We start from the raw sequence: 18,234 nt of genomic DNA, 5'->3' as shown, positions 1-18,234 counted from the left end.
CACGCCTCTTATTGCTCGCCGAGCTTCATATCCGGGTGGTATTCCTTGCCCTCGACCACCTTGGTCACGGCCTGGCCGCAATGCATGACGCCGCTTGCGGCGTTGAAGGCGTAGCTGGGCGAACCGGCAAGTTCCCACCCCTTGTTCAGAGCTTCGGTGACCCGGTGACAGAACTTCGCGTCATCGGGACCTGTAATGAAACGATAGACCTTCACGTCTTTTGCGCCTTTCGTTGTGCGATGATATCGGCCATGGCGACCAGCCTTTCGGCTTGGCTCACATGCAGCCGTTCGATCATCCGCCCGTTCATGTTGATGACGTTCAATTCCACAGATTCGGGTTTTGCGAAAGCGTCAATAATCGCCCTGGCTTCAGCGACAGCGGCCTCATCGGGGCCGAAGTGGCGATTGGCGGGCTCGATCTGGGCCGGGTGGATCAGCATCTTGCCATCGAAGCCCATGGCGTGGCCCTGCTCGCACTCGGTGCCAAAAGCCGCGATATCGCGAAAATCATTCGACACGCTATCGATGACATCAAGCCCATAGGCGCGGGCGGCAAGCACCACCTGCATCATCCATGGCACGAGGTAGGTTCGCCCGGGCACGGAAGGAACCCGTGTCTCCTTGCGCAGATCGTTCAGTCCGAGGACGAAAGCGGCAAGCCGTCCATCCGGCGTATGGGCAGCGTCAGCAATGGACGCTGCGTTCAACACACCGAGCGGCGTCTCGATCATCGCCCAGATTTTCAAGCCCTGGGGCGCATCGGCCTCCGCCAGAAGGTCGGCCACATCGTTAATATCGGCGGGCTGCTCTACCTTCGGTAATAATACCGCATCCGGCCGGCAGGAAAGCACGAGCTTTAAATCCTCCATACCATCCGGCGTTGACAGCGGATTGATACGGATAATGATCTCGCGTCCCGCAAAAGGCGCATCCGAAAACAGCCTGCCCAGATTCTCTCGCGCTTCGCCCTTCACATCGGGTGCAACGGAATCCTCCAGATCGAGAATAACCCCATCGCAATCGAGATCGCGGATTTTTTCGAGCGCGCTGACATTGATGGCCGGAACCGACAGCAGTGAACGGCGCGGTCTCACAGGAATATTTTCGAAAAAATTAGTCATGCCGCACTTGTGTCAAGCTTTTGTGACATCTGCAACACGACAATCCACTGAATCCTCTTGCAAGCCGGAAGAAGAAGGCCCACATTCGTCTGGAAAGAAAGGTTGAATCATGCAAGGCATCCGTTCATTTTTCATTGCCGCATCCGGCATCGCACTTCTGGCTTTGGTGGCTCTTTTTACCGCCTCGCTTACGGTCGCTTTTATCGGCGTGCTCGCCGTTCTCAGCGCCGCCCGTCTGCTTTCGGCGCGTATGAAGCCGGCACCCATTCCGGTCAAGCCCCGCAACCAGCGCGACATGCGCGTCTGGAACGACGGCAAAGGCACGATCATCGATCTCTGAGATCGTTAATCCTGTCAAAATGCGAGAACGCTGCACGCGGCGTACCGAAGAATGCGGGTTTGCGCTTCTAAAGCGATCCGTTTTGCAGTATTTCCCGACAGAAAATATCCGGCGGGCGTCAGTCCACGCCGGATTTTGTGACCAGGGAAACACGGGAAGCGACAGATGGAAAAATTCACCAAGCTGACGGGCGTTGCTGCGCCCATGCCGGTCGTCAATATCGACACCGATATGATCATTCCCAAAGACTATCTGAAGACCATCAAGCGCACGGGTCTTGGAACCGGCCTTTTTGCCGAGTCGCGTTATCTCGAAGATGGCTCGCCCAATCCCGATTTTGTGCTGAACAAGCCCGCTTACCAGAACGCCCAGATCCTCGTCGCGGGCGATAATTTTGGCTGCGGCTCTTCGCGCGAACATGCACCATGGGCGCTTCTCGATTTCGGCATCCGCTGCGTGATCTCCACCAGCTTCGCCGATATCTTTTATAACAACTGTTTCAAGAACGGCATTCTGCCTGTCGTCGTCAGCCCCGAGAATCTCGAAAAGCTGCTGGACGACGCCTCGCGCGGCTCGAACGCCGTTCTGTCCATCGATCTGGAACGTCAGGAGATCAGCGGCCCTGATGGCGGCACGATCACCTTCGAGATCGATGAATTCAAGCGCCATTGCATGCTGAACGGCCTCGACGACATCGGCCTGACACTGGAGCATTCCGGCGCCATCGACACGTTCGAAAAGGCAAATGCCTCGGTCCGCCCCTGGGCCTGACCGCACTTCTATCCTCTTTTAAAAGCCGATCCCGTACAAAACCGTACCGGATCGGCTTTTGCTTTGCTTGAAAAGCCGTTGAGGCGGGGATAAGAAGCCCCCGATCCCGTTCGGCTGGCGATGTGACTTGTGAGGCGGCAGGACGGAAACGAGTTTGACGCCGCGCTCGCCGCAATCGAAAACCCTTCATGATGGTTTCCGGCGCGCCGCCCAAGGAGGGTTCTCATGACAGTCCGCACGCTTTTCCTTCTGCCCGGTGACGGTATCGGCCCCGAGGCCATGGCCGAAGTCCGCAAACTGATCGACTATATGAACAGCGCGAAAAATGCCGGCTTCACCACGCAGGAAGGTCTGGTCGGCGGCTCCGCTTATGATGCCCATGGCGTCGCGATTTCCGACGCAGATATGGAAAAGGCCCTTGCCGCCGATGCGATCCTGTTTGGCGCCGTGGGCGGCCCGAAGTGGGATGGCGTTCCCTACGAACACCGCCCGGAAGCCGGCCTGCTTCGCCTGCGCAAGGATCTCGAACTTTTCGCCAACCTGCGCCCCGCCATCTGCTACCCGGCACTTGCCGAAGCCTCCTCACTGAAGCCGGAGCTGGTAGAGGGTCTCGATATCCTCATCGTCCGCGAATTGACGGGCGGTGTCTATTTCGGCGAGCCCAAGCAGATCATCGACCTCGGCAACGGCCAGAAGCGCGGTATCGACACGCAGATCTACGACACCTTCGAGATCGAGCGCATCGCCAGCGTCGCTTTCGAACTGGCACGCACGCGCGATAACCGCGTCTGCTCGATGGAGAAGCGCAACGTCATGAAATCTGGCGTTTTGTGGAACCAGGTCGTCACCGAAACCCACGCTGCGAAATACAAGGACGTTCAGCTGGAGCATATGCTGGCCGATGCCGGCGGCATGCAGCTGGTGCGCAAGCCCAAGCAGTTCGACGTGATCGTGACCGACAACCTCTTCGGCGACATGCTTTCCGACGTCGCCGCCATGCTGACGGGTTCGCTCGGCATGCTGCCGTCGGCATCGCTTGGTGCGCCGGATGCCAAGACCGGCAAGCGCAAGGCCATGTACGAGCCGGTGCACGGTTCGGCACCTGACATTGCCGGCAAGGGCATCGCCAACCCCATTGCCATGATCGCGTCATTCGCTATGTGCCTGCGCTATTCGTTCAATATGGTTGATGAGGCAACGAAGCTCGAAACTGCAATTGCGAACGTGCTCGACAAGGGCATCCGCACCGCCGACATCATGTCCGACGGTTCCCGTCAGGTCAGCACCTCCGAAATGGGTGACGCGGTTCTCGCAGCATTCAAGGCGCTTTCGGCGTAACACTCACCGAAACCGGTTGGGCAGGCGTCACGGTCGCTTGCCCATCTTCCTTTGGCAAAAGATGTTCATATCTTTTGTCAGTCAGCGTCTTCAAAAAGGCGACGATGGCGTCCACACGCTTGTCGTCCAGCGCCGGTGCGGAAGTCAGCTCTGTCATGGCGATGTTATCAGGCACTTCCGGCGCATCCCAGGTTTTACCCGTTTCAGGGTTGATCTGCCGGCTGGGTTTCTTGCTTTTGTATTTCACGTAAAACAGCACCACCGTGCGCAGATCCTTAAACACGCCATTGTGCATGTAGGGACCAGTGACAGCGACGTTGCGAAGGGTAGGCACCTTGAACTTGCCGCGCTGAGCCGGATCGCCGGCCACTGCGGGATTTTGCGCCAATCCGAGATCGACCGCATCCGGCTTGGAGCCGTTGGCTGCCCTGACCGACGTGTTGGCCGGAACACCGATGTTGAAATATTTGTGGTTGGTGAAGAGGCCGTCTTCCAAACCCTTGGCGCCACGGATTTCATGGCAGGTATTGCAATTGGTGAACTGTGTCGAGGAGATCAGAACCCGGCCCAGCTCCTCCTGATCGGTCAGCTTTTCTTCGCCGCGCAGGAAACGGTCATACCTGGAATCGAAGGTGGAGAATTCATCGGAACGCTCGAAGCTCGCCAGCGCCTTGGTCATCGCAGCAAAGGCGCCTTCGTCACTCTGGAAAACATCGCTGCCGAACTGTGTGCCGAACGCCGCAACATAATCAGGGTTTTCCTTCAGCCGTTTGACGACAGAGGCTTTATCCGGCATGCCCATTTCGATCGGGTTGAGCGGTGGTCCACCCGCCTGGTCTTCCAGCAGGGAGGCACGACCATCCCAGAATTGCCCGCCGACATACTCTCCCGCAGCGTTCCTGCCGAATGGCGGCGTGAACCGGGCATAGGCTGCAGTCGGCGCATTGCGGTCGCCCAACGACATCCCGTCATCGCCGAGAGAGACGTCCCGGCCGACCTTGTCGCTTTCGCGCGCATCGGAAAAACCCACCGCCTGCATATGGCAGGTGGAACACGCCATCGTGCGGTTCATGGAAAGATTGGCATCATCAAACAGCGCCGCGCCGAGTTTTTCAAGCGTTGCATAATCTTCGCCGCCGTGAGCCTGCATTTGACCAGCACCGATCTCGAGCGGAACCGGTATCATGGCCACGGCAAGGGCGGCAGAAATGAATAGGCGCAGTCTTTTCATTGAAATAGCGTTTCGGAAACTCGGGATGATAGTGGCTATATAGCACTTACCTATCGCACCAGACTACAAACTTTCTCAGCCCGCTCCACTTTGACGCAACCCCGCATCCGGACGCCAAATTGCTTACCCGGCTTTGGCTATCGCGTGGAAGAAAGTGCCTGAAACAAGACCCCGCCTGCCACCGGAGGGGCCGAGCGGACGACCCTGCCCGTCAGCAATCTGAGCGAAAGGCTCATCGTGACCCGGATCGATAACACGCGCATAGTGAAACTCGTGGCCGCGCAGAACCTCGCCCGCTTTGCCCAGCGGCCCATCTGCCACGATTGCAGCCTGCCGGTAACCGAGGTTCATCTTGCGCGTGGCGAAACTGGTGGCATGTGACAGAAGCCCGGTCATGGCATGGGTGACGCCATCGGCGTCTTCCAGCGCCGCTCCCAAAACCATATAGCCGCCGCACTCGCCATGCACCGGCTTCGTCTCGGCAAAACGGACAATGCCCGCTTTAAACCCGGCAGCATCGGCAAGCCTTCCAGCGTAAAGTTCGGGATAACCACCTGGCAGCCAGCAAATGTCGCAGGTCTCATCGGGTGCCTCGTCGGCCAGCGGTGAGAAGGGCACGATCTCCGCCCCCGCTGCATGCCAGTGGTTCTTGAGGTGCGGATAAAGAAAGGTGAAAGCCGCGTCGTCTGCAAGCGCGATGCGCTGGCCGGGCGGCGCAATCGCTGCCTCCACCGAGCCGGAGGGCACATCCACAGGCGCAGCGAGCGAAAGCAAGGCATCGAGATCAATGGACCTTTCCATCGCATCCGCCAGCCGTTCTATATGCGCGTCGATTTCCGGATGTTCGCTGGCCTGCACCAGCCCCAGATGCCGTTCCGGCAGGATGAGTGACGGATCACGCATGACGCATCCTGCGACAGGCAGACCGATTTTTTCGATAGCCTCCGTGCACAGCGTCCGGTGTCTTTCGCTGCCGGCGCGGTTCAGCACCACCGCCGCCATGGTGACAACAGGATCATAGTGGGCAAAACCATAGGCAACAGCAGCGGCTGTCTGCGATTGACCCGACACATCCAGCACCAGCAGCACGGGAATGCCGAACAGCCGGGCCAGATCCGCCGCAGAACCAGTGCGGTTTTCCGCCACGGGGATACCGTCGAACAGGCCCATGGCGCTTTCGATCAAAACGAGGTCAGCACCATCAGCCTGTTGCAACAACAGGTGTCGAAGCAATTCCGGCTGCATGGCCCAGCTGTCGAGATTGAGGCCGGATGTGCCGGTGGCGAAGGCATGGAAGCCGGGGTCGATATAATCCGGCCCCGTCTTGATGCCGCGCACGTTGATGCCGCGCCGGGCAAAGGCCCTGAGCAAGCCGATTGTTACGCTGGTCTTGCCGGATCCAGAGCGCGGTGCGCCGATGATGATTGCCCGTGTGGTCATAAGGTCGGCACCCCAAGTCGGTCGCGCATCGAAACGATCTCGCCAATAACGATCAGCGCCGGCGCCTCGAATTTTTCCCGTTTTGCATCGTCAGCTATGCTTTCCAGTGTGCCGATGAAAATTCGTTCCTGCGCGGTCGTTGCCGACATGATGACGGCGACCGGCGTCTTGCCTGAACGACCGCCCTGCATCAGAAGACCCGCGATCGAGCCTATGTTCTTAAGCCCCATATAAACGACGATGGGTTCCTGTGTCTTCGCCAGTGCCAGCCAATCCAGATCCTCTTCGGTCCCGGCGGCATGGCCGGTGGCAAGCGTGACAGCGCGGCTGATACCGCGCATGGTGGCGGGAATGCGCGCTGAAGCAAGGGCTGCAAGCGACGAGGTCATGCCCGGCAAGATACGAAATGGGATGCCGGCGCGGACAAGCGCCTCCGCCTCTTCGCCGCCACGCCCGAAAATAAATGGATCGCCACCCTTAAGCCGCAACACCTTCTTATCCTGTCGGGCGAGATCAATCAGCGAGGCAGTGATGTCGTCCTGTGTTGCCGACGGCTTGCCGCCGCGCTTGCCGGCAAACACGATTTCAGCCTGGGGCCCGAGGGAAACGACATCGTCGCTCACCAGCGCGTCGCGCACGATCACATCGGCCTGCGAAAGGGCGAGCGCCACTTCGAGCGTCAGATAACGCACATCGCCCGGACCCGCGCCTGCGAGCCAGACATGCCCGGCCTCAAAGACCGGACCTTTTGCGGCGATGCTGTTCAAAACCTGCGCTATCGACATTCTTCTCGGCTGCTTTTTTAACGATGACGGAAATAGCCGTCCCGGCTATAGGAATTCATATGGAAACGGATGGAAAGACCCTTCGCCGCGGCTGGACCACGGGCACTTGCGCGGCAGCCGCCACGAAGGCGGCCTGCGCTGCCCTTCTGACCGGCGAGTTTCCTTACCCTGTCGAAGTCGAACTTCCAAGCGGCGCGAGGCCGGCATTTTCTCTCGCCACCGAGGAAAAAGGTGAAAACTTTGCAAGAGCCGGCGTCGTCAAGGATGCAGGCGACGATCCCGACGTGACCCATGGTGCGCTGATCGAAAGCACCGTGCGACGGGGAAAGCCCGGCAGCGGCATAACCTTCAAGGCCGGAAAAGGCGTCGGCACCATAACCCGGCCTGGATTGCCCCTTCCGCCGGGCGAACCCGCGATCAATCCCGTACCGCGCAAGATGATCGAAACCGCCATTCGCGAAGTAGCCGGTAACGATGCCGATTTCGAAGTCGAGATTTCCGTTCGGGACGGCGAGAAAATCGCGGAAAAGACCCTGAATGGCAGGCTCGGTATTGTCGGCGGCATTTCCATCCTTGGCACCACCGGCATCGTCATCCCGTTTTCCTGCTCGGCATGGATCCACTCCATCTGGCGCGGCATCGATGTGGCGCGCGCCACCGGCTGCACCCATCTGCTCGGCGCGACCGGCAACACCTCGGAAAAGGCGGGGCAGGCAGTGTACGGCCTGCCAGAGACCGCACTGATCGACATGGGTGATTTTATCGGTGGCATGCTGAAATATCTGCGCAGCCACCCCGTCGAACGGGTAACCATTGCCGGCGGCGTCGCCAAGATGACGAAGCTCGCCCAGGGCATGCTGGACGTGCATTCCAAGAAAGGCCTGGCCGATCTTGATGCGCTGGCGGTACTCGCAACCGAGGCTGGCGGAGATGAAAATCTTGCCCTCGCCATTCGTCAGGCCAACATGGTTGCTCACGCCTTTGAGCTGGCCGAACGCGCGGGGATAGACCTCGGCGCGATCGTTGCGGAAAAAGCCTGGGTAACAGCGGCTGCCGCTTTGAAGGTGCCCGGCATCGAGCTTGATATTCTGGTGTTCGATCGTCAGGGAACGCTGAAGGGACGCACCGCCTCCACGCCGTCGCATCAGCCCTTCGCATCTTCCTTCGGGGAGCGGAACCGCCGGACATAATCGGTACTATAAAGTGCGCTCTCGCGAAAATCCGTCGAGGCAAGCCCGTGCCCGACGAAGATCAGCGCCGTCCGCTCCACCGGTTCGGCCGCCAGTTTTCCTTCGATGTCGAACAACGTGCCGCGAATGACCCGCTCATCCGGCCAGGAGGCGCGGACAACGATGGCGACTGGGCAATCGGAACCATAAAGCGGCGTCAGTTCTTCCACCACCTGGCCGATGGCATGGATGGCGAGGTGGATGGCAAGTGTCGCCCCCGTCGCACCGAAGGCTTTCAGCGTCTCGCCCTCGGGCATTTTCGAAGCGCGGCCCGAAATACGGGTCAGAACAAGACTTTGCGCCACTTCCGGCACCGTCAATTCCCGCTGCAGGGTGGCAGCGGCAGCAGCGAAAGAGGGCACACCTGGAGTCACGGTATAATCGAGACCCAGCCGTTCCAGCCGGCGGATCTGTTCACCCATGGCGCTCCAGACGGACAGATCACCGGAATGCAGCCGTGCCACATCCTTGCCGGCCTTTGCCGCCGCAACGAATTCCGCCTCGATCTCATCAAGCGACAGTGCTGCCGTATCGACAATGCGTGCATCCGTCGGGCAATACTCGATCAGCGCCTTCGGCACCAGCGAGCCGGCATAAAGGCAGACCGGGCAGGCAGCGATAAGATCGCGCCCGCGCACCGTGATGAGATCGGCGGCGCCCGGACCGGCGCCGATGAAATGAACCGTCATTGTTGTTCTCCATGTTCGATGGCGCGGCCATTTCGCGCGTCGCTCGTCGTGGCGATGGCTACCGTCACATCGCCAACCACGAGACGCGCCGCGACCAGCCGCGCATTTTCTCCGGCGGCAGCAAGTGCCGCCGCTTCACTGACGCTGGGCGTCCCGACATGATCAAGGCTTGCCTGTGAAAATGTCATTGTTTTCGAAGCAGCCGCCTCGAGCTGTTCCTTCGATACGATTTCAAGCGGCAGCGCCAGACGTTTCGCCGCTTCCACAAGACCAGCTTCTTTTGCCTTGAGCGGCGCAGTCGCCAAGCATTCAACGGTCATGCCAAAAGCAAGCTCGGCAGCGTGCACGGCTGCAATAATTGCATCTGAACCCGTGCCCTTGCGGCAACCGATACCGGCCACGGTCACCATGGCTTAATCCAGCTCCATTGCGTCACCGGCATGGCCGAACGCCAGCCCGACATGGAGCCGACAGCAACAACGCGCGACACATCGAGACGGATCATCGAACCGCCGAACCTGGCATGGGCCGCAAGCAGCACCGCTTCCATTTCAAGCGTCACCGCATTGGCAACCAGCCGCCCGCCCGGTTTCAGGGCCTCCATAGCGCCTTCCAGCACACCCGTTTCGCTGCCGCCACCACCGATGAAGATCGCATCCGGTTGAGGCAGGCCTTCAAAAGCCGCAGGTGCTGCACCAATCATGACTTCAAGCCCCGGAACGCCAAACGCCTCGGCATTGCGGGCGATACGCTCTGCCCTGTCGGGATGCTGCTCTATGGCGATGGCACGGAGCGAGGAGTGCGACAGCATCCATTCAATACCAATCGAACCCGAACCGGCACCGATATCCCACAGCAGCTCCCCCCGGCGCGGAGCCAGCGATGAAAGCGTCACGGCACGGATTTCACGCTTGGTGATCTGCCCGTCATGTTCGAACAGGTTGTCATCCAGCCCCTGCACAAAAGGCAGGACGCGTGCGCCCTCAGCAGCGAGGACATCGATAGCCACGACGTTCAAAGGATCGATGTCGTCAAAGGTAAAATCGACCGCCCTGATTTGCCGCCGCCTCTCCCGCTTTCCGCCCAAAGCTTCGAGCAGGACAAATTCCGACTGGCCGAAACCGGATTGAGACAGCAATTCCGCAATGAGAGCGGGCGCGCGCTCATCAGAAGTAAGCGCGATGATCCTCGCTCCGGGATGCAGATGCGGTCGCAAAAGATCGATGGAACGCCCGTGCAACGACACGCATTCGGTCGACTGCAAAGCCCAGCCAAGCCGCGCCGCGGCTTGGGAGAAGGCTGAAGGTGAGGGATAGCAGACTGTCTCCTCCGACGGTATCCGCCGCAGAAGTGTGACGCCGGCGCCATAAAAGAACGGATCGCCGGAGGCGAGCACGCAGACCCGTCTACCTCGCAACGCCACGACATCGCTCATCTCCGCATCGAACGGCACCGGCCAAGGGCGCGCCTCACCACGAATGGCTGCAGCCGCCAGTTCCAGATGGCGTTTGCCACCGAAAACAATCTCGGCCGCCTCTATTGCCGCCACGGCATTGCGACCGAGCCCATCCAGCCCATCTTCGCCAATGCCGACGATGAAAAGCCATGGCTTGCCTTTCTTTTCAGTGGAAGCCTTCTTTTGAGTGGAAGCGTTGCCCGTTCCGGAATATTCAGACGTCATGACACGCTCCATACTCATCCTTGGCGGCACGGCGGATGCCCGCATTCTGGCCGGCAAGCTGGCGGTGGACTCCGGCTACCGAATCCTGCTTTCCATGGCCGGGCGTACGCTTTCGCCAGTGGAACAGCCTGTGCCGATGCGCAGTGGCGGGTTCGGTGGTGCTGCGGGTTTGGCGGATTTCATCCGCACAGGGAATTTCGATATTCTGGTCGACGCCACCCATCCCTATGCGGCGAGGATTTCCGCAAATGCCGTGGAGGCGGCGAGACTTGCCAAAGTTCCGCTTGTAGCACTTTCTCGCCCCGCCTGGGACCGCCAACCGGATGACAAATGGCAGAGGGTCGATACCGTCGAACAGGCTGTTATCGCGCTCGGCGATGAAGGCAAGCGGGTGTTTCTGGCGCTCGGCCGGCAGGAACTTCTTCCTTTCGAGGCCGCACCCCAACACAGCTATCTCATTCGCAGCGTTGATCCGGTAGAGCCGCCGCTGAAGGTGCCGGATGCTCGCTATATTACAGCGCGCGGCCCCTTTGCGCTGGATGGAGAGATCCGCATGCTGGAGGAAAACCGTATCGGCACTGTGGTTTCCAAGAACTCCGGCGGCAACGCCAGTTACGGCAAGATCGAAGCGGCGAGGCGGCTTGGCCTGCCGGTTATCATGATCGAGCGGCCGCCACAGCTGAACGCCGCAATCCTCAATGGCGCGAACGTGCCGGATATAACGACTGCGCTCACCGCCATCCGCCATCAGCTTTCTCTTTTCGAAAAACGTGGCGAATAGACCAGCGGGTCTTTATCGGAACGTTCAATCAAACGCGTTTCCACCGAACCGACGATGATGCAAGTGGCCATATCCGCCATGTCGCTCGATGCTTCCGACAAAGGCACGACCCGGATGCGCTCATCCGCACGGCCTGCCGCACGGCCGAAGATCACCGGCACCGAGCCGGGCAAATGTCCGCGCAAAAGATCGAAGGCGGTGCCAAGCTGGTGCGGGCGCGCCTTGCTGACGGGATTATAGAAAGCCATCACGAATCCGGCTTCCGCAGCCGCGATCAGCCGCTTTTCAATAATGCCCCAGGGCTTCAAATTGTCCGACAGCGAGATGGCGCAGAAATCATGCCCGAGCGGCGCGCCGGCTCGTGCAGCAACCGCAAGCATGGCCGTCACGCCCGGCACGACCGAGAAGTCTATTTCGCGCCACTCGCGCGGGCCATGTTCAATCGCCTCGCAAACAGCCGCCGCCATGGCAAAAACGCCGGGATCGCCGCCCGAAACCACGCAGACCTTGCCGCCCCCGGCTGCAAGCCGCAGAGCCTGTTCGGCACGGGAGATTTCCTCGCGATTGTCAGAGGCATGGCGACGTTGGTCGGGTCTGAGCGACAGCCGATCGAGATAGGGAATGTAACCGAAGAAATCCTCCGACGCCTCAACGGCGGCGAGCGCCTCCGGTGTCACCTGCGCAGAACTGCCAGGGCCAAGGCCAACAACGACCAGCCTGCCGGTCATGGCGCTTCACCGCCAGCGGGTCTGGTTTTCCAGCCAGGTACCAGAACCAGCGAAAAATAGGGGGCGGGCGATGCGTCCCGCTCGATCAGCGGCACCGCATGGCTGTTCGCCATGGTGCCGCGCTCGACATACAGCGCTTCATTAAGCTTGCCGGCCTTTTCCAGCGCCCGGCGGATCTTCGGCAGGTTGCGCCCGACCTTCATGATCACGGCGCCATCCGTGCCAGACAGACGCTCTGTCAGAACATCTTCGGCCAGCGTGCCGGGAAGCACGCTCAAGATATCGTCACCCTGCACCAGCGGTAGACCGGCCATCGACCAGCAGCCGGACATGGCGGTAATGCCGGCAACGACCTCCGCCTCATAGGAAGGCGCAAGCCGCAGATGAAGATGCATATAGGAACCGTAAAACAGCGGATCGCCTTCCGACAGCACGGCGACATTCCGCCCGGCATCAAGATGAGCGGCAATATCCATGGCCGACTGATCAAAAAATGCGGCGATCGCACCGCGATAATCCTCGCCATTTTTATCGCTCTCGACGGTTACCGGATAGACCAGCGGCATTTCCAGTGTGCCCGGACGAATGAAGGCCTCAACGATACCGCGACCATTGCCGCTGCTGCCTTTCTTGCAGAAGAAGGCGAGGACATCGGCATTTTCGATGGCGCGCACGGCTTTCAGCGTCAGAAGCTCTGGATCGCCTGGGCCGGTGCCGACGCCCACGAGTTTACCCCTGGAATTTTCGAAAAGAGCCGCGCTCACAGACCTGCCCTCGCAACGGCGTTGACGGCAGCGGCCGTCATGGCCGATCCACCCATACGTCCCTTGACGATGGCATAGGGAATGCCGAGCAAACTAGCCTCCAGCGCATCCTTCGATTCCGCCGCACCGACAAAACCGACCGGCATGCCGATAATGGCAGCTGGACGTGGAGCGCCTTTTTCAAGCATCTCCAGAAGATAGAACAGCGCTGTCGGCGCGTTGCCGATAGCAACGAGAGCACCGTCCAGCTTTTCCGCCCAGAGATCGAGCGCGGCGGCGGAACGGGTATTGCCAATCGTTTTCGCAAGCTCAGGGGTGCGCGGATCGCGAAGGGTGCAGATCACGTCATTATTGGCCGGAAGGCGGGCGCGGGTCACGCCGTGGGCGACCATTTCCGCATCGCACAGAACGGGCTTGCCCGCCAGCAAAGCACCACGTGCAGCGACAACGAAATCCGGAGAAAAACGGAAATGGCTGGCCGCTTCCACCAGCCCGCAGGCATGGATCATGCGAATGGCGATATCCGCCTGATCTTCGGTAAAGGCGGACAAATCCGCTTCCTCGCGAATGATGGCGAAGGAGCGCTCGTAAATCGCATTGCCGTCGCGAATATAATCATGGTCGGTCATCGGTCATCCTGTCGAAGCGCGGCAACGATTGCCTCCTTACCCAGACGGGCAAGCAGGTCGGCAGCGTTTTCCCCGGGCTTATGTTCTTTTTCGCAAAGACGGGCAAGCCGCGAAAGCGCCGTCCTCTGTTGCTCGAAAGGTAAAATACCGTCCTGCGGGTCGCAGGCGCGGCTCGAAAACGAAAAGGCCAGACCATCGGCGGTGCCGGAAAAGGTCAAAAACGAGGGGGCGGGATGCGCGCAACCCTTTCCGCAGCCGGAGAGATGCAGTGTGAAGGAGCCATCGAGCATGGAAGCTAGTTCCCGCGATGCAAAGGCCGCCAGATCATGTGTGGGAAAGAAAGCCGAAGCGCATCCCGGCGTGCCGGGACAGACAGCGATGGAAGACCGCGCATCACCTGCCCTTGTGATGAAACCGGCACTGTCCGCAGTTTGCATCAGCGCATCGCAAGCATTCCGCGACCCGAAAAATAGCAGGCTATGATTGAGCGACGGCCGCAATGTTTCGATATCAAATGCGCGCGCCAGTCCACAGAGCCGCGACAGATCGGAAGCACGAACTTGCGCGAAAGCAGGAGTGATACCGGCAGCAAAGGTACCATCACCGGCCGCCATCAGCCCCAGGGGCGAGGAAGGCGCAGGCATCTCGCCTTGGCTCTCGCTATCTACCAGGCGGTCTCCGCAAATCGCCTTTATCGTCCGCAAATCCAGATCGCGGCCACGGGCAAGCGGTCCTTTGCCGGCCAGATGGACGAGCAGCAACAGGACCACATCGGCTGCCTTGTCGGCCTCAACAAATCCCGCGCGCAACGCCTTGCTCTCCGGACCTCCGACAAGCAATTGCCAGAAAACTCGATGATCGAGCCGCACCGCCTTCAGACGGATATCGGCCAGCAAATCGCACATGGAAAGACGGCCGCCCCCATCGATGATGACGGACATTTTGGCGGCGAGCTTTTCATGCAGCGCCAGCGCAGCAGCCTCTCTGCGAATCTCATCCGCAATGGCACTGCCATCGGCGATTTCCCGATCGTCCCGACCGGCAAGAGGTGAGGTCTCGACTGCCAGCCCGTCGCGAAGCGGCAAACCGAGCGCCAGAACATCATTCTCCAGGTCGCAGGCGCTTTCCCGCGTCAGGCCGCGAAATTGCAGGCTGCCGCGTGCCGTGATGTCTATCAGACCGTTGCCGTGCTGCTCGGCAAGTTCGCAAAGTGCTATCATATCATGGGGCGCAATATCCGCCTCGAATGCGATGCGCGACAGGTATCCGTCACCGGTCAGCATCGGGGTCGATAAGGCCGGACACGTCCCACGGCGGCCAAACGGCTGGACCGGATCGGAAGGGGCCGTCCTCATGCGCCGACCCTTTCAGAACGGGGCAGGATCAGCATTTCAAGTTCCGCATCCACCGCATTGCGGCGGCTGTGCCACAACCCGCGACGACGGGCGGATAAAAAGCGCGTCGCCATGACCTCCGCCGCCTTCGGATTTTCCCGCAGGATGAAATCGCGCACGTCCTCATTGCCGAAATAGGCGTCGTAAAGCGCCTCGATCAGCGAGGAAGATACCGCATGGGTGGTTTCCGCAAAACCGATCAGCCGGTCAACCGTCTCGGCAAATTCCGCCGCCCCGCGCGGGCCGTGCCGCATCTGGCCGGCAATGAAGCGCGGATTGACGGCGCGGGCCCGAACAACGCGCGTCAGCGCCTGCGAAATGGATCGCGCGCGCGGACGCGCGGGATCGGTCGTATCCAGCGCCACAATATCGGCAACGCCGCCAAGGAGTGCTTTTGCGGCGGAAAACCCACCGATGAAGGCGACATCGGAAGAGCCGTCGAGAAGATCGCGGCCCGGATCGTCACCGGTGTGAACGAGAAGATCGGCACGGCGCACCAGCTCGACAAAACCGGCATCCTCGAAAATCTCAAGCCCATCCGCACCACCAAAGGCATGGCTTGCCGCATCCAGATACGCCTGGCCCAGTTCCTCGCGTTCTTCCCATTTTCCGCTGGCGAGTTTCTCCTCAGTGCCCGCACCATAGGTGCCGGGTGCCGAACCGAAGATGCGTGCGGGTATATGCCCGAGTGCCACCGCCTCTTCCGCCAGCGGATTGTCACCCGGCGCTTCATCCCGCCGCGCGACAGCCTTGGCGGCGGCGTCTAGAAGAGCGATCAACGCCGGAAACATGTCGCGGAACAGGCCGGAAATCCGGAATGTGACGTCGACACGCGGCCGCCCGATACTGGCCGGCGGCAGAACCTCGATGCCTGTGACGCGGCCCGTCGCCAGGTCATGGATCGGTCTCGCTCCCATCAGATGCAGCGCCTGCGCCACATCCTCGCCGCCATTGCGCAGGCTGGCGCTGCCCCAGAGATCAAAAACCAGATGTTTCGGCCAGTCGCCATGGGATTGCAGATGGTGCCGAAGCGCTTCTTCGCCCGCCATGCGGCCCAGCTCGAAAGCCGTCGGCGTCGGCATGGTGCGCGGATCGGCAGCATAAAGATTGCGGCCCGTCGGCAGGACATCGAGACGCCCGCGCGCGGGTGCGCCGGAAGGACCGGGGACAATATGGCGGCCATCGAGCGCGGCAAGCAGCGCCGTTTTTTCCGCCGCAGCACTTTCAAGCCTCAGAAGATCGGTCTCGCCTTCGGGGCTGCGGCCAAAAACATGCTGGCCATCCTTGATAGCGAAGTCCTTGAGGTCGCAGAGGAAGGCGTCGATGCGCGACAGCGCCGCATCGGCATCGTCCTTTGCACCGACACCGGCATCCGCCGCAAGACCGGTTTCCAGCGCCTTCTCTACGATCAGTTTCGCCAGCCGGTCGCGGCGGCGGCGGTCGAGCCCATCTGCCTGCGCATATTCGTCGACGAGCTGTTCAAGAGCCGATTGTTCCGGCGAAAGCCCGGCATCTACCAGCACAGGCGGAACATGGCCGATCGTGACAGCAGCGATCCGCCGTTTGGCAACCGCCGCTTCGCCCGGATTGGAAACGATGAACGGATAGACCACCGGCAAAGACCCGGTGACGATTTCAGGAAAACAATCGCGGGAAAGCGCAACTGTCTTGCCGGGCAGCCATTCCAGCGTGCCATGCGCACCGACATGCACAATGGCATGCGCCCCTGCGACACGCTGCATCCAGGCGCCGAAAGCGACCAACGCATGACGTGGCGGCAGGGCAGGGTCATGGTAATCCACCCGCCGATCCTCATTTCGCCCACGATCCGGTGCCAGGGCCACGAATATCTGGCCGAAACGGGCGACGCGAAAACGGAATGCGCCGTCGGCTAGTGCGTCGTCCTGTTCGGCCGAACCCCACGTGCTATCCACGGAGGCGGCAACCCCTTCAGGCAAACCCAAAAGAAAATCACGATAGTCTAAAAGTCCGACAGCCGCTTCCTGCTGCTCGACACAATCCAGCAAAGCCCGCGCCGTTTCGGGAATATCCGAAACCACATATCCTGCCGCGGCCAGATCGCGCAGCATTTCAAGCACGCTTTGCGGCACATCGAGACCAACGGCATAACCCGTGCGCCCCGGCGCAGCACCGGGATAATCCGGCATCAGAATGACGATCCGCCGTTCCTGTGGCGTGGACTGTTTTAATTGCAGAAAGGCAGCGATTCGGTTTGCCACCTGTTCGACGCGATCAGCCTCCGGTACATTGATGAGGCTGATACCGCCATCAGTCCGCACCTGCTTGAACGAGATTGCGCCAGCAAGAATCCGGCCATCGAGTTCCGGCAGAACCACATGCATGGCAAGATCGGAAGGGTTGAGACCGCGCGCATTTTCCGCCCAGCCGTCCCGTCGCGTCGTCGCCATAACCACCTGAAACACCGGCACGCCGAGGCGGTCAAACAGGGTTTTACCGCTGTCGTCCATTTGACTGGCAAAAGCCGTGGCGGCAACGATGGCGGCGGGCTGGAGTTCGGGCAGTACGGTTTCGAGAAAGCGGATCGCCTCCCCATCCTTGAGGCCGCTGACGAAAATCGGCAATGGCGCAAAACCGCGCTGAGAGAGCGCGTGAAAAAGCGCATCCACGGGCGCCGCATCGGCAGCAAGAAGCATGGAGCGGTAAAAGAGAATGGGAAGGACAGCTGCACCGGCGGGAAAACCGGCGCAGGCTTCCGCCTGATCCACGACGCCGTTACCCGGCCGGTAAAAGCCGGCTTTCGGCAGCGGTTGAGCCTCGATATCTGGCCATGCGCCACCACTTACAAGGGCAGCAAGACCAATGGCAAGCCGGTCCATATTTTCCCGCCCACCCTCGCGGAAGAAGGCGAGGACGGACGCCAACGTCTGGCGATCAACAGTCGAGGCCGCTTCGAGCTTTTCGTCTCTCTCACTGCATTCACCCGGCAGGAGCATAAGTTTTATGCCACGTCGCCGCGCCATCGTGCTGAGCTGATCGACGCCATAGCGCCAGCGTTCCGCGCCGCCGAGAATCCGGATAAGGATGACACGGGCATGTTCGGCCGTCTTTTCGATCCACAGATCGACCGACATCGGATGCCGAAGCTCGGAGAGGTTGGCAGCGGACAGGGACGGAAGCGCGCCCTCTGCCTGCCGCCATGCCTGTTCCAGCCCGGCAAGATCGCTTGCCGAAAAAGACAGCATCACCACATCCGATCGCGGCTGGTTGAGATCAACCGGCTCGATCAGGTCGTCCAGAGACGAAGATGTGGTGGCGAGAATGTGCATTTC

General features: G+C 60.5%; 18 protein-coding genes. 5 read left to right on the top strand and 13 right to left on the bottom strand.

What is annotated here, in order from left to right; translation table 11 throughout:
- Positions 1-8: 8 nt before the first annotated feature.
- Entirely contained in the window at positions 9-215 is a 207-nt protein-coding gene (locus ACQZ6D_RS23855) for a DUF1737 domain-containing protein (RefSeq protein WP_003505258.1), read from the bottom strand.
- Entirely contained in the window at positions 212-1,123 is a 912-nt protein-coding gene (locus ACQZ6D_RS23850; RefSeq protein WP_174047489.1) for an HpcH/HpaI aldolase/citrate lyase family protein, read from the bottom strand. The genes ACQZ6D_RS23855 and ACQZ6D_RS23850 overlap by 4 nt, the downstream gene beginning before the upstream one ends.
- A 109-nt stretch (positions 1,124-1,232) precedes the next feature.
- On the opposite strand from ACQZ6D_RS23850, the gene ACQZ6D_RS23845 reads away from it, so the two are divergent.
- From ACQZ6D_RS23845 to leuB, 3 genes are all read left to right on the top strand, one after another.
- Positions 1,233-1,463 (top strand): hypothetical protein, encoded by a 231-nt coding sequence (locus ACQZ6D_RS23845; protein ID WP_003516445.1) that lies wholly within the window; start codon positions 1,233-1,235, stop codon positions 1,461-1,463.
- Positions 1,464-1,628: 165 nt separating this feature from the next.
- Positions 1,629-2,234, top strand: coding sequence for a 3-isopropylmalate dehydratase small subunit (gene leuD, locus ACQZ6D_RS23840; RefSeq protein WP_025594665.1), 606 nt, complete (start codon positions 1,629-1,631; stop codon positions 2,232-2,234).
- Between the two features lie 225 nt (positions 2,235-2,459).
- Positions 2,460-3,572, top strand: coding sequence for a 3-isopropylmalate dehydrogenase (leuB, locus tag ACQZ6D_RS23835; RefSeq protein WP_174047490.1), 1,113 nt, complete (start codon positions 2,460-2,462; stop codon positions 3,570-3,572).
- Here the strand turns inward: leuB and ACQZ6D_RS23830 are convergent.
- From ACQZ6D_RS23830 to cobA, 3 genes are all read right to left on the bottom strand, one after another.
- On the bottom strand, positions 3,553-4,803 hold the full coding sequence (locus ACQZ6D_RS23830; RefSeq protein WP_174047491.1) for a cytochrome-c peroxidase: 1,251 nt from the start codon (positions 4,801-4,803) through the stop codon (positions 3,553-3,555). The genes leuB and ACQZ6D_RS23830 overlap by 20 nt on opposite strands.
- A gap of 123 nt (positions 4,804-4,926) precedes the next feature.
- Complete coding sequence (locus ACQZ6D_RS23825) at positions 4,927-6,243, bottom strand: cobyrinate a,c-diamide synthase (RefSeq protein ID WP_448730139.1); 1,317 nt, start codon at positions 6,241-6,243, stop codon at positions 4,927-4,929.
- Positions 6,240-7,028, bottom strand: coding sequence for a uroporphyrinogen-III C-methyltransferase (gene cobA / locus ACQZ6D_RS23820; protein WP_111803859.1), 789 nt, complete (start codon positions 7,026-7,028; stop codon positions 6,240-6,242). The genes ACQZ6D_RS23825 and cobA overlap by 4 nt, the downstream gene beginning before the upstream one ends.
- Positions 7,029-7,087: 59 nt before the next feature.
- On the opposite strand from cobA, the gene ACQZ6D_RS23815 reads away from it, so the two are divergent.
- Complete coding sequence (locus ACQZ6D_RS23815; protein ID WP_162995218.1) at positions 7,088-8,218, top strand: cobalt-precorrin-5B (C(1))-methyltransferase; 1,131 nt, start codon at positions 7,088-7,090, stop codon at positions 8,216-8,218.
- Here the strand turns inward: ACQZ6D_RS23815 and cobM are convergent.
- The 3 genes from cobM to cbiE are packed head-to-tail and all read right to left on the bottom strand — an operon-like array spanning position 8,173 to position 10,627.
- Positions 8,173-8,946: a precorrin-4 C(11)-methyltransferase gene (gene cobM / locus ACQZ6D_RS23810; protein WP_038492561.1), complete on the bottom strand. Its 774-nt coding sequence runs from the start codon at positions 8,944-8,946 to the stop codon at positions 8,173-8,175. The genes ACQZ6D_RS23815 and cobM overlap by 46 nt on opposite strands.
- Positions 8,943-9,356 carry a cobalamin biosynthesis protein gene (locus ACQZ6D_RS23805; RefSeq protein WP_448730138.1) on the bottom strand — a complete coding sequence of 138 codons (414 nt, stop codon included), beginning with the start codon at positions 9,354-9,356 and terminating at the stop codon, positions 8,943-8,945. Before ACQZ6D_RS23805 ends, cobM begins: the two co-directional genes overlap by 4 nt.
- Positions 9,350-10,627, bottom strand: coding sequence for a precorrin-6y C5,15-methyltransferase (decarboxylating) subunit CbiE (gene cbiE / locus ACQZ6D_RS23800; protein ID WP_448730137.1), 1,278 nt, complete (start codon positions 10,625-10,627; stop codon positions 9,350-9,352). Before cbiE ends, ACQZ6D_RS23805 begins: the two co-directional genes overlap by 7 nt.
- Here cbiE and ACQZ6D_RS23795 point away from each other — a divergent pair.
- Positions 10,626-11,408: a cobalt-precorrin-6A reductase gene (locus tag ACQZ6D_RS23795; RefSeq protein ID WP_448730136.1), complete on the top strand. Its 783-nt coding sequence runs from the start codon at positions 10,626-10,628 to the stop codon at positions 11,406-11,408. The two genes, cbiE and ACQZ6D_RS23795, sit on opposite strands and share 2 nt — an antisense overlap.
- On the opposite strand, the gene ACQZ6D_RS23790 is transcribed toward ACQZ6D_RS23795, so the two are convergent.
- The 5 genes from ACQZ6D_RS23790 to cobN are packed head-to-tail and all read right to left on the bottom strand — an operon-like array spanning position 11,375 to position 18,231.
- A complete protein-coding gene (locus ACQZ6D_RS23790) occupies positions 11,375-12,136 on the bottom strand; it encodes a precorrin-3B C(17)-methyltransferase (protein WP_111782535.1) in 762 nt (253 codons plus the stop codon). The two genes, ACQZ6D_RS23795 and ACQZ6D_RS23790, sit on opposite strands and share 34 nt — an antisense overlap.
- Positions 12,133-12,900 (bottom strand): precorrin-2 C(20)-methyltransferase, encoded by a 768-nt coding sequence (locus tag ACQZ6D_RS23785; protein ID WP_025594680.1) that lies wholly within the window; start codon positions 12,898-12,900, stop codon positions 12,133-12,135. The genes ACQZ6D_RS23790 and ACQZ6D_RS23785 overlap by 4 nt, the downstream gene beginning before the upstream one ends.
- Positions 12,897-13,529, bottom strand: a complete 633-nt coding sequence (locus tag ACQZ6D_RS23780) for a precorrin-8X methylmutase (RefSeq protein ID WP_003516424.1) — start codon at positions 13,527-13,529, stop codon at positions 12,897-12,899. Before ACQZ6D_RS23780 ends, ACQZ6D_RS23785 begins: the two co-directional genes overlap by 4 nt.
- Entirely contained in the window at positions 13,526-14,884 is a 1,359-nt protein-coding gene (gene cobG / locus ACQZ6D_RS23775; protein WP_112153925.1) for a precorrin-3B synthase, read from the bottom strand. Before cobG ends, ACQZ6D_RS23780 begins: the two co-directional genes overlap by 4 nt.
- Positions 14,881-18,231 (bottom strand): cobaltochelatase subunit CobN, encoded by a 3,351-nt coding sequence (cobN, locus tag ACQZ6D_RS23770; RefSeq protein ID WP_112153926.1) that lies wholly within the window; start codon positions 18,229-18,231, stop codon positions 14,881-14,883. The genes cobG and cobN overlap by 4 nt, the downstream gene beginning before the upstream one ends.
- Positions 18,232-18,234: the final 3 nt, after the last annotated feature.

It is taken from the genome of Agrobacterium sp. 22-3639C2 (assembly GCF_053522105.1).
Note: the sequence above shows the minus strand (reverse complement) of the source record. Positions and strands in the feature narration are given on the sequence as shown.

Excerpts from the sequence above, each read along its gene's own strand:
- ACQZ6D_RS23850 (WP_174047489.1), bottom strand. The coding sequence starts at position 1,123 with ATGACTAATTTTTTCGAAAATATTCCTGTGAGACCGCGCCGTTCACTG.
- ACQZ6D_RS23845 (WP_003516445.1), top strand. The coding sequence starts at position 1,233 with ATGCAAGGCATCCGTTCATTTTTCATTGCCGCATCCGGCATCGCACTT.
- leuD (WP_025594665.1), top strand. The coding sequence starts at position 1,629 with ATGGAAAAATTCACCAAGCTGACGGGCGTTGCTGCGCCCATGCCGGTC.
- leuB (WP_174047490.1), top strand. The coding sequence starts at position 2,460 with ATGACAGTCCGCACGCTTTTCCTTCTGCCCGGTGACGGTATCGGCCCC.
- ACQZ6D_RS23830 (WP_174047491.1), bottom strand. The coding sequence starts at position 4,803 with ATGAAAAGACTGCGCCTATTCATTTCTGCCGCCCTTGCCGTGGCCATG.
- ACQZ6D_RS23825 (WP_448730139.1), bottom strand. The coding sequence starts at position 6,243 with ATGACCACACGGGCAATCATCATCGGCGCACCGCGCTCTGGATCCGGC.
- cobA (WP_111803859.1), bottom strand. The coding sequence starts at position 7,028 with ATGTCGATAGCGCAGGTTTTGAACAGCATCGCCGCAAAAGGTCCGGTC.
- ACQZ6D_RS23815 (WP_162995218.1), top strand. The coding sequence starts at position 7,088 with ATGGAAACGGATGGAAAGACCCTTCGCCGCGGCTGGACCACGGGCACT.
- cobM (WP_038492561.1), bottom strand. The coding sequence starts at position 8,946 with ATGACGGTTCATTTCATCGGCGCCGGTCCGGGCGCCGCCGATCTCATC.
- ACQZ6D_RS23805 (WP_448730138.1), bottom strand. The coding sequence starts at position 9,356 with ATGGTGACCGTGGCCGGTATCGGTTGCCGCAAGGGCACGGGTTCAGAT.
- ACQZ6D_RS23795 (WP_448730136.1), top strand. The coding sequence starts at position 10,626 with ATGACACGCTCCATACTCATCCTTGGCGGCACGGCGGATGCCCGCATT.
- cbiE (WP_448730137.1), bottom strand. The coding sequence starts at position 10,627 with ATGACGTCTGAATATTCCGGAACGGGCAACGCTTCCACTCAAAAGAAG.
- ACQZ6D_RS23790 (WP_111782535.1), bottom strand. The coding sequence starts at position 12,136 with ATGACCGGCAGGCTGGTCGTTGTTGGCCTTGGCCCTGGCAGTTCTGCG.
- ACQZ6D_RS23780 (WP_003516424.1), bottom strand. The coding sequence starts at position 13,529 with ATGACCGACCATGATTATATTCGCGACGGCAATGCGATTTACGAGCGC.
- cobG (WP_112153925.1), bottom strand. The coding sequence starts at position 14,884 with ATGAGGACGGCCCCTTCCGATCCGGTCCAGCCGTTTGGCCGCCGTGGG.
- cobN (WP_112153926.1), bottom strand. The coding sequence starts at position 18,231 with ATGCACATTCTCGCCACCACATCTTCGTCTCTGGACGACCTGATCGAG.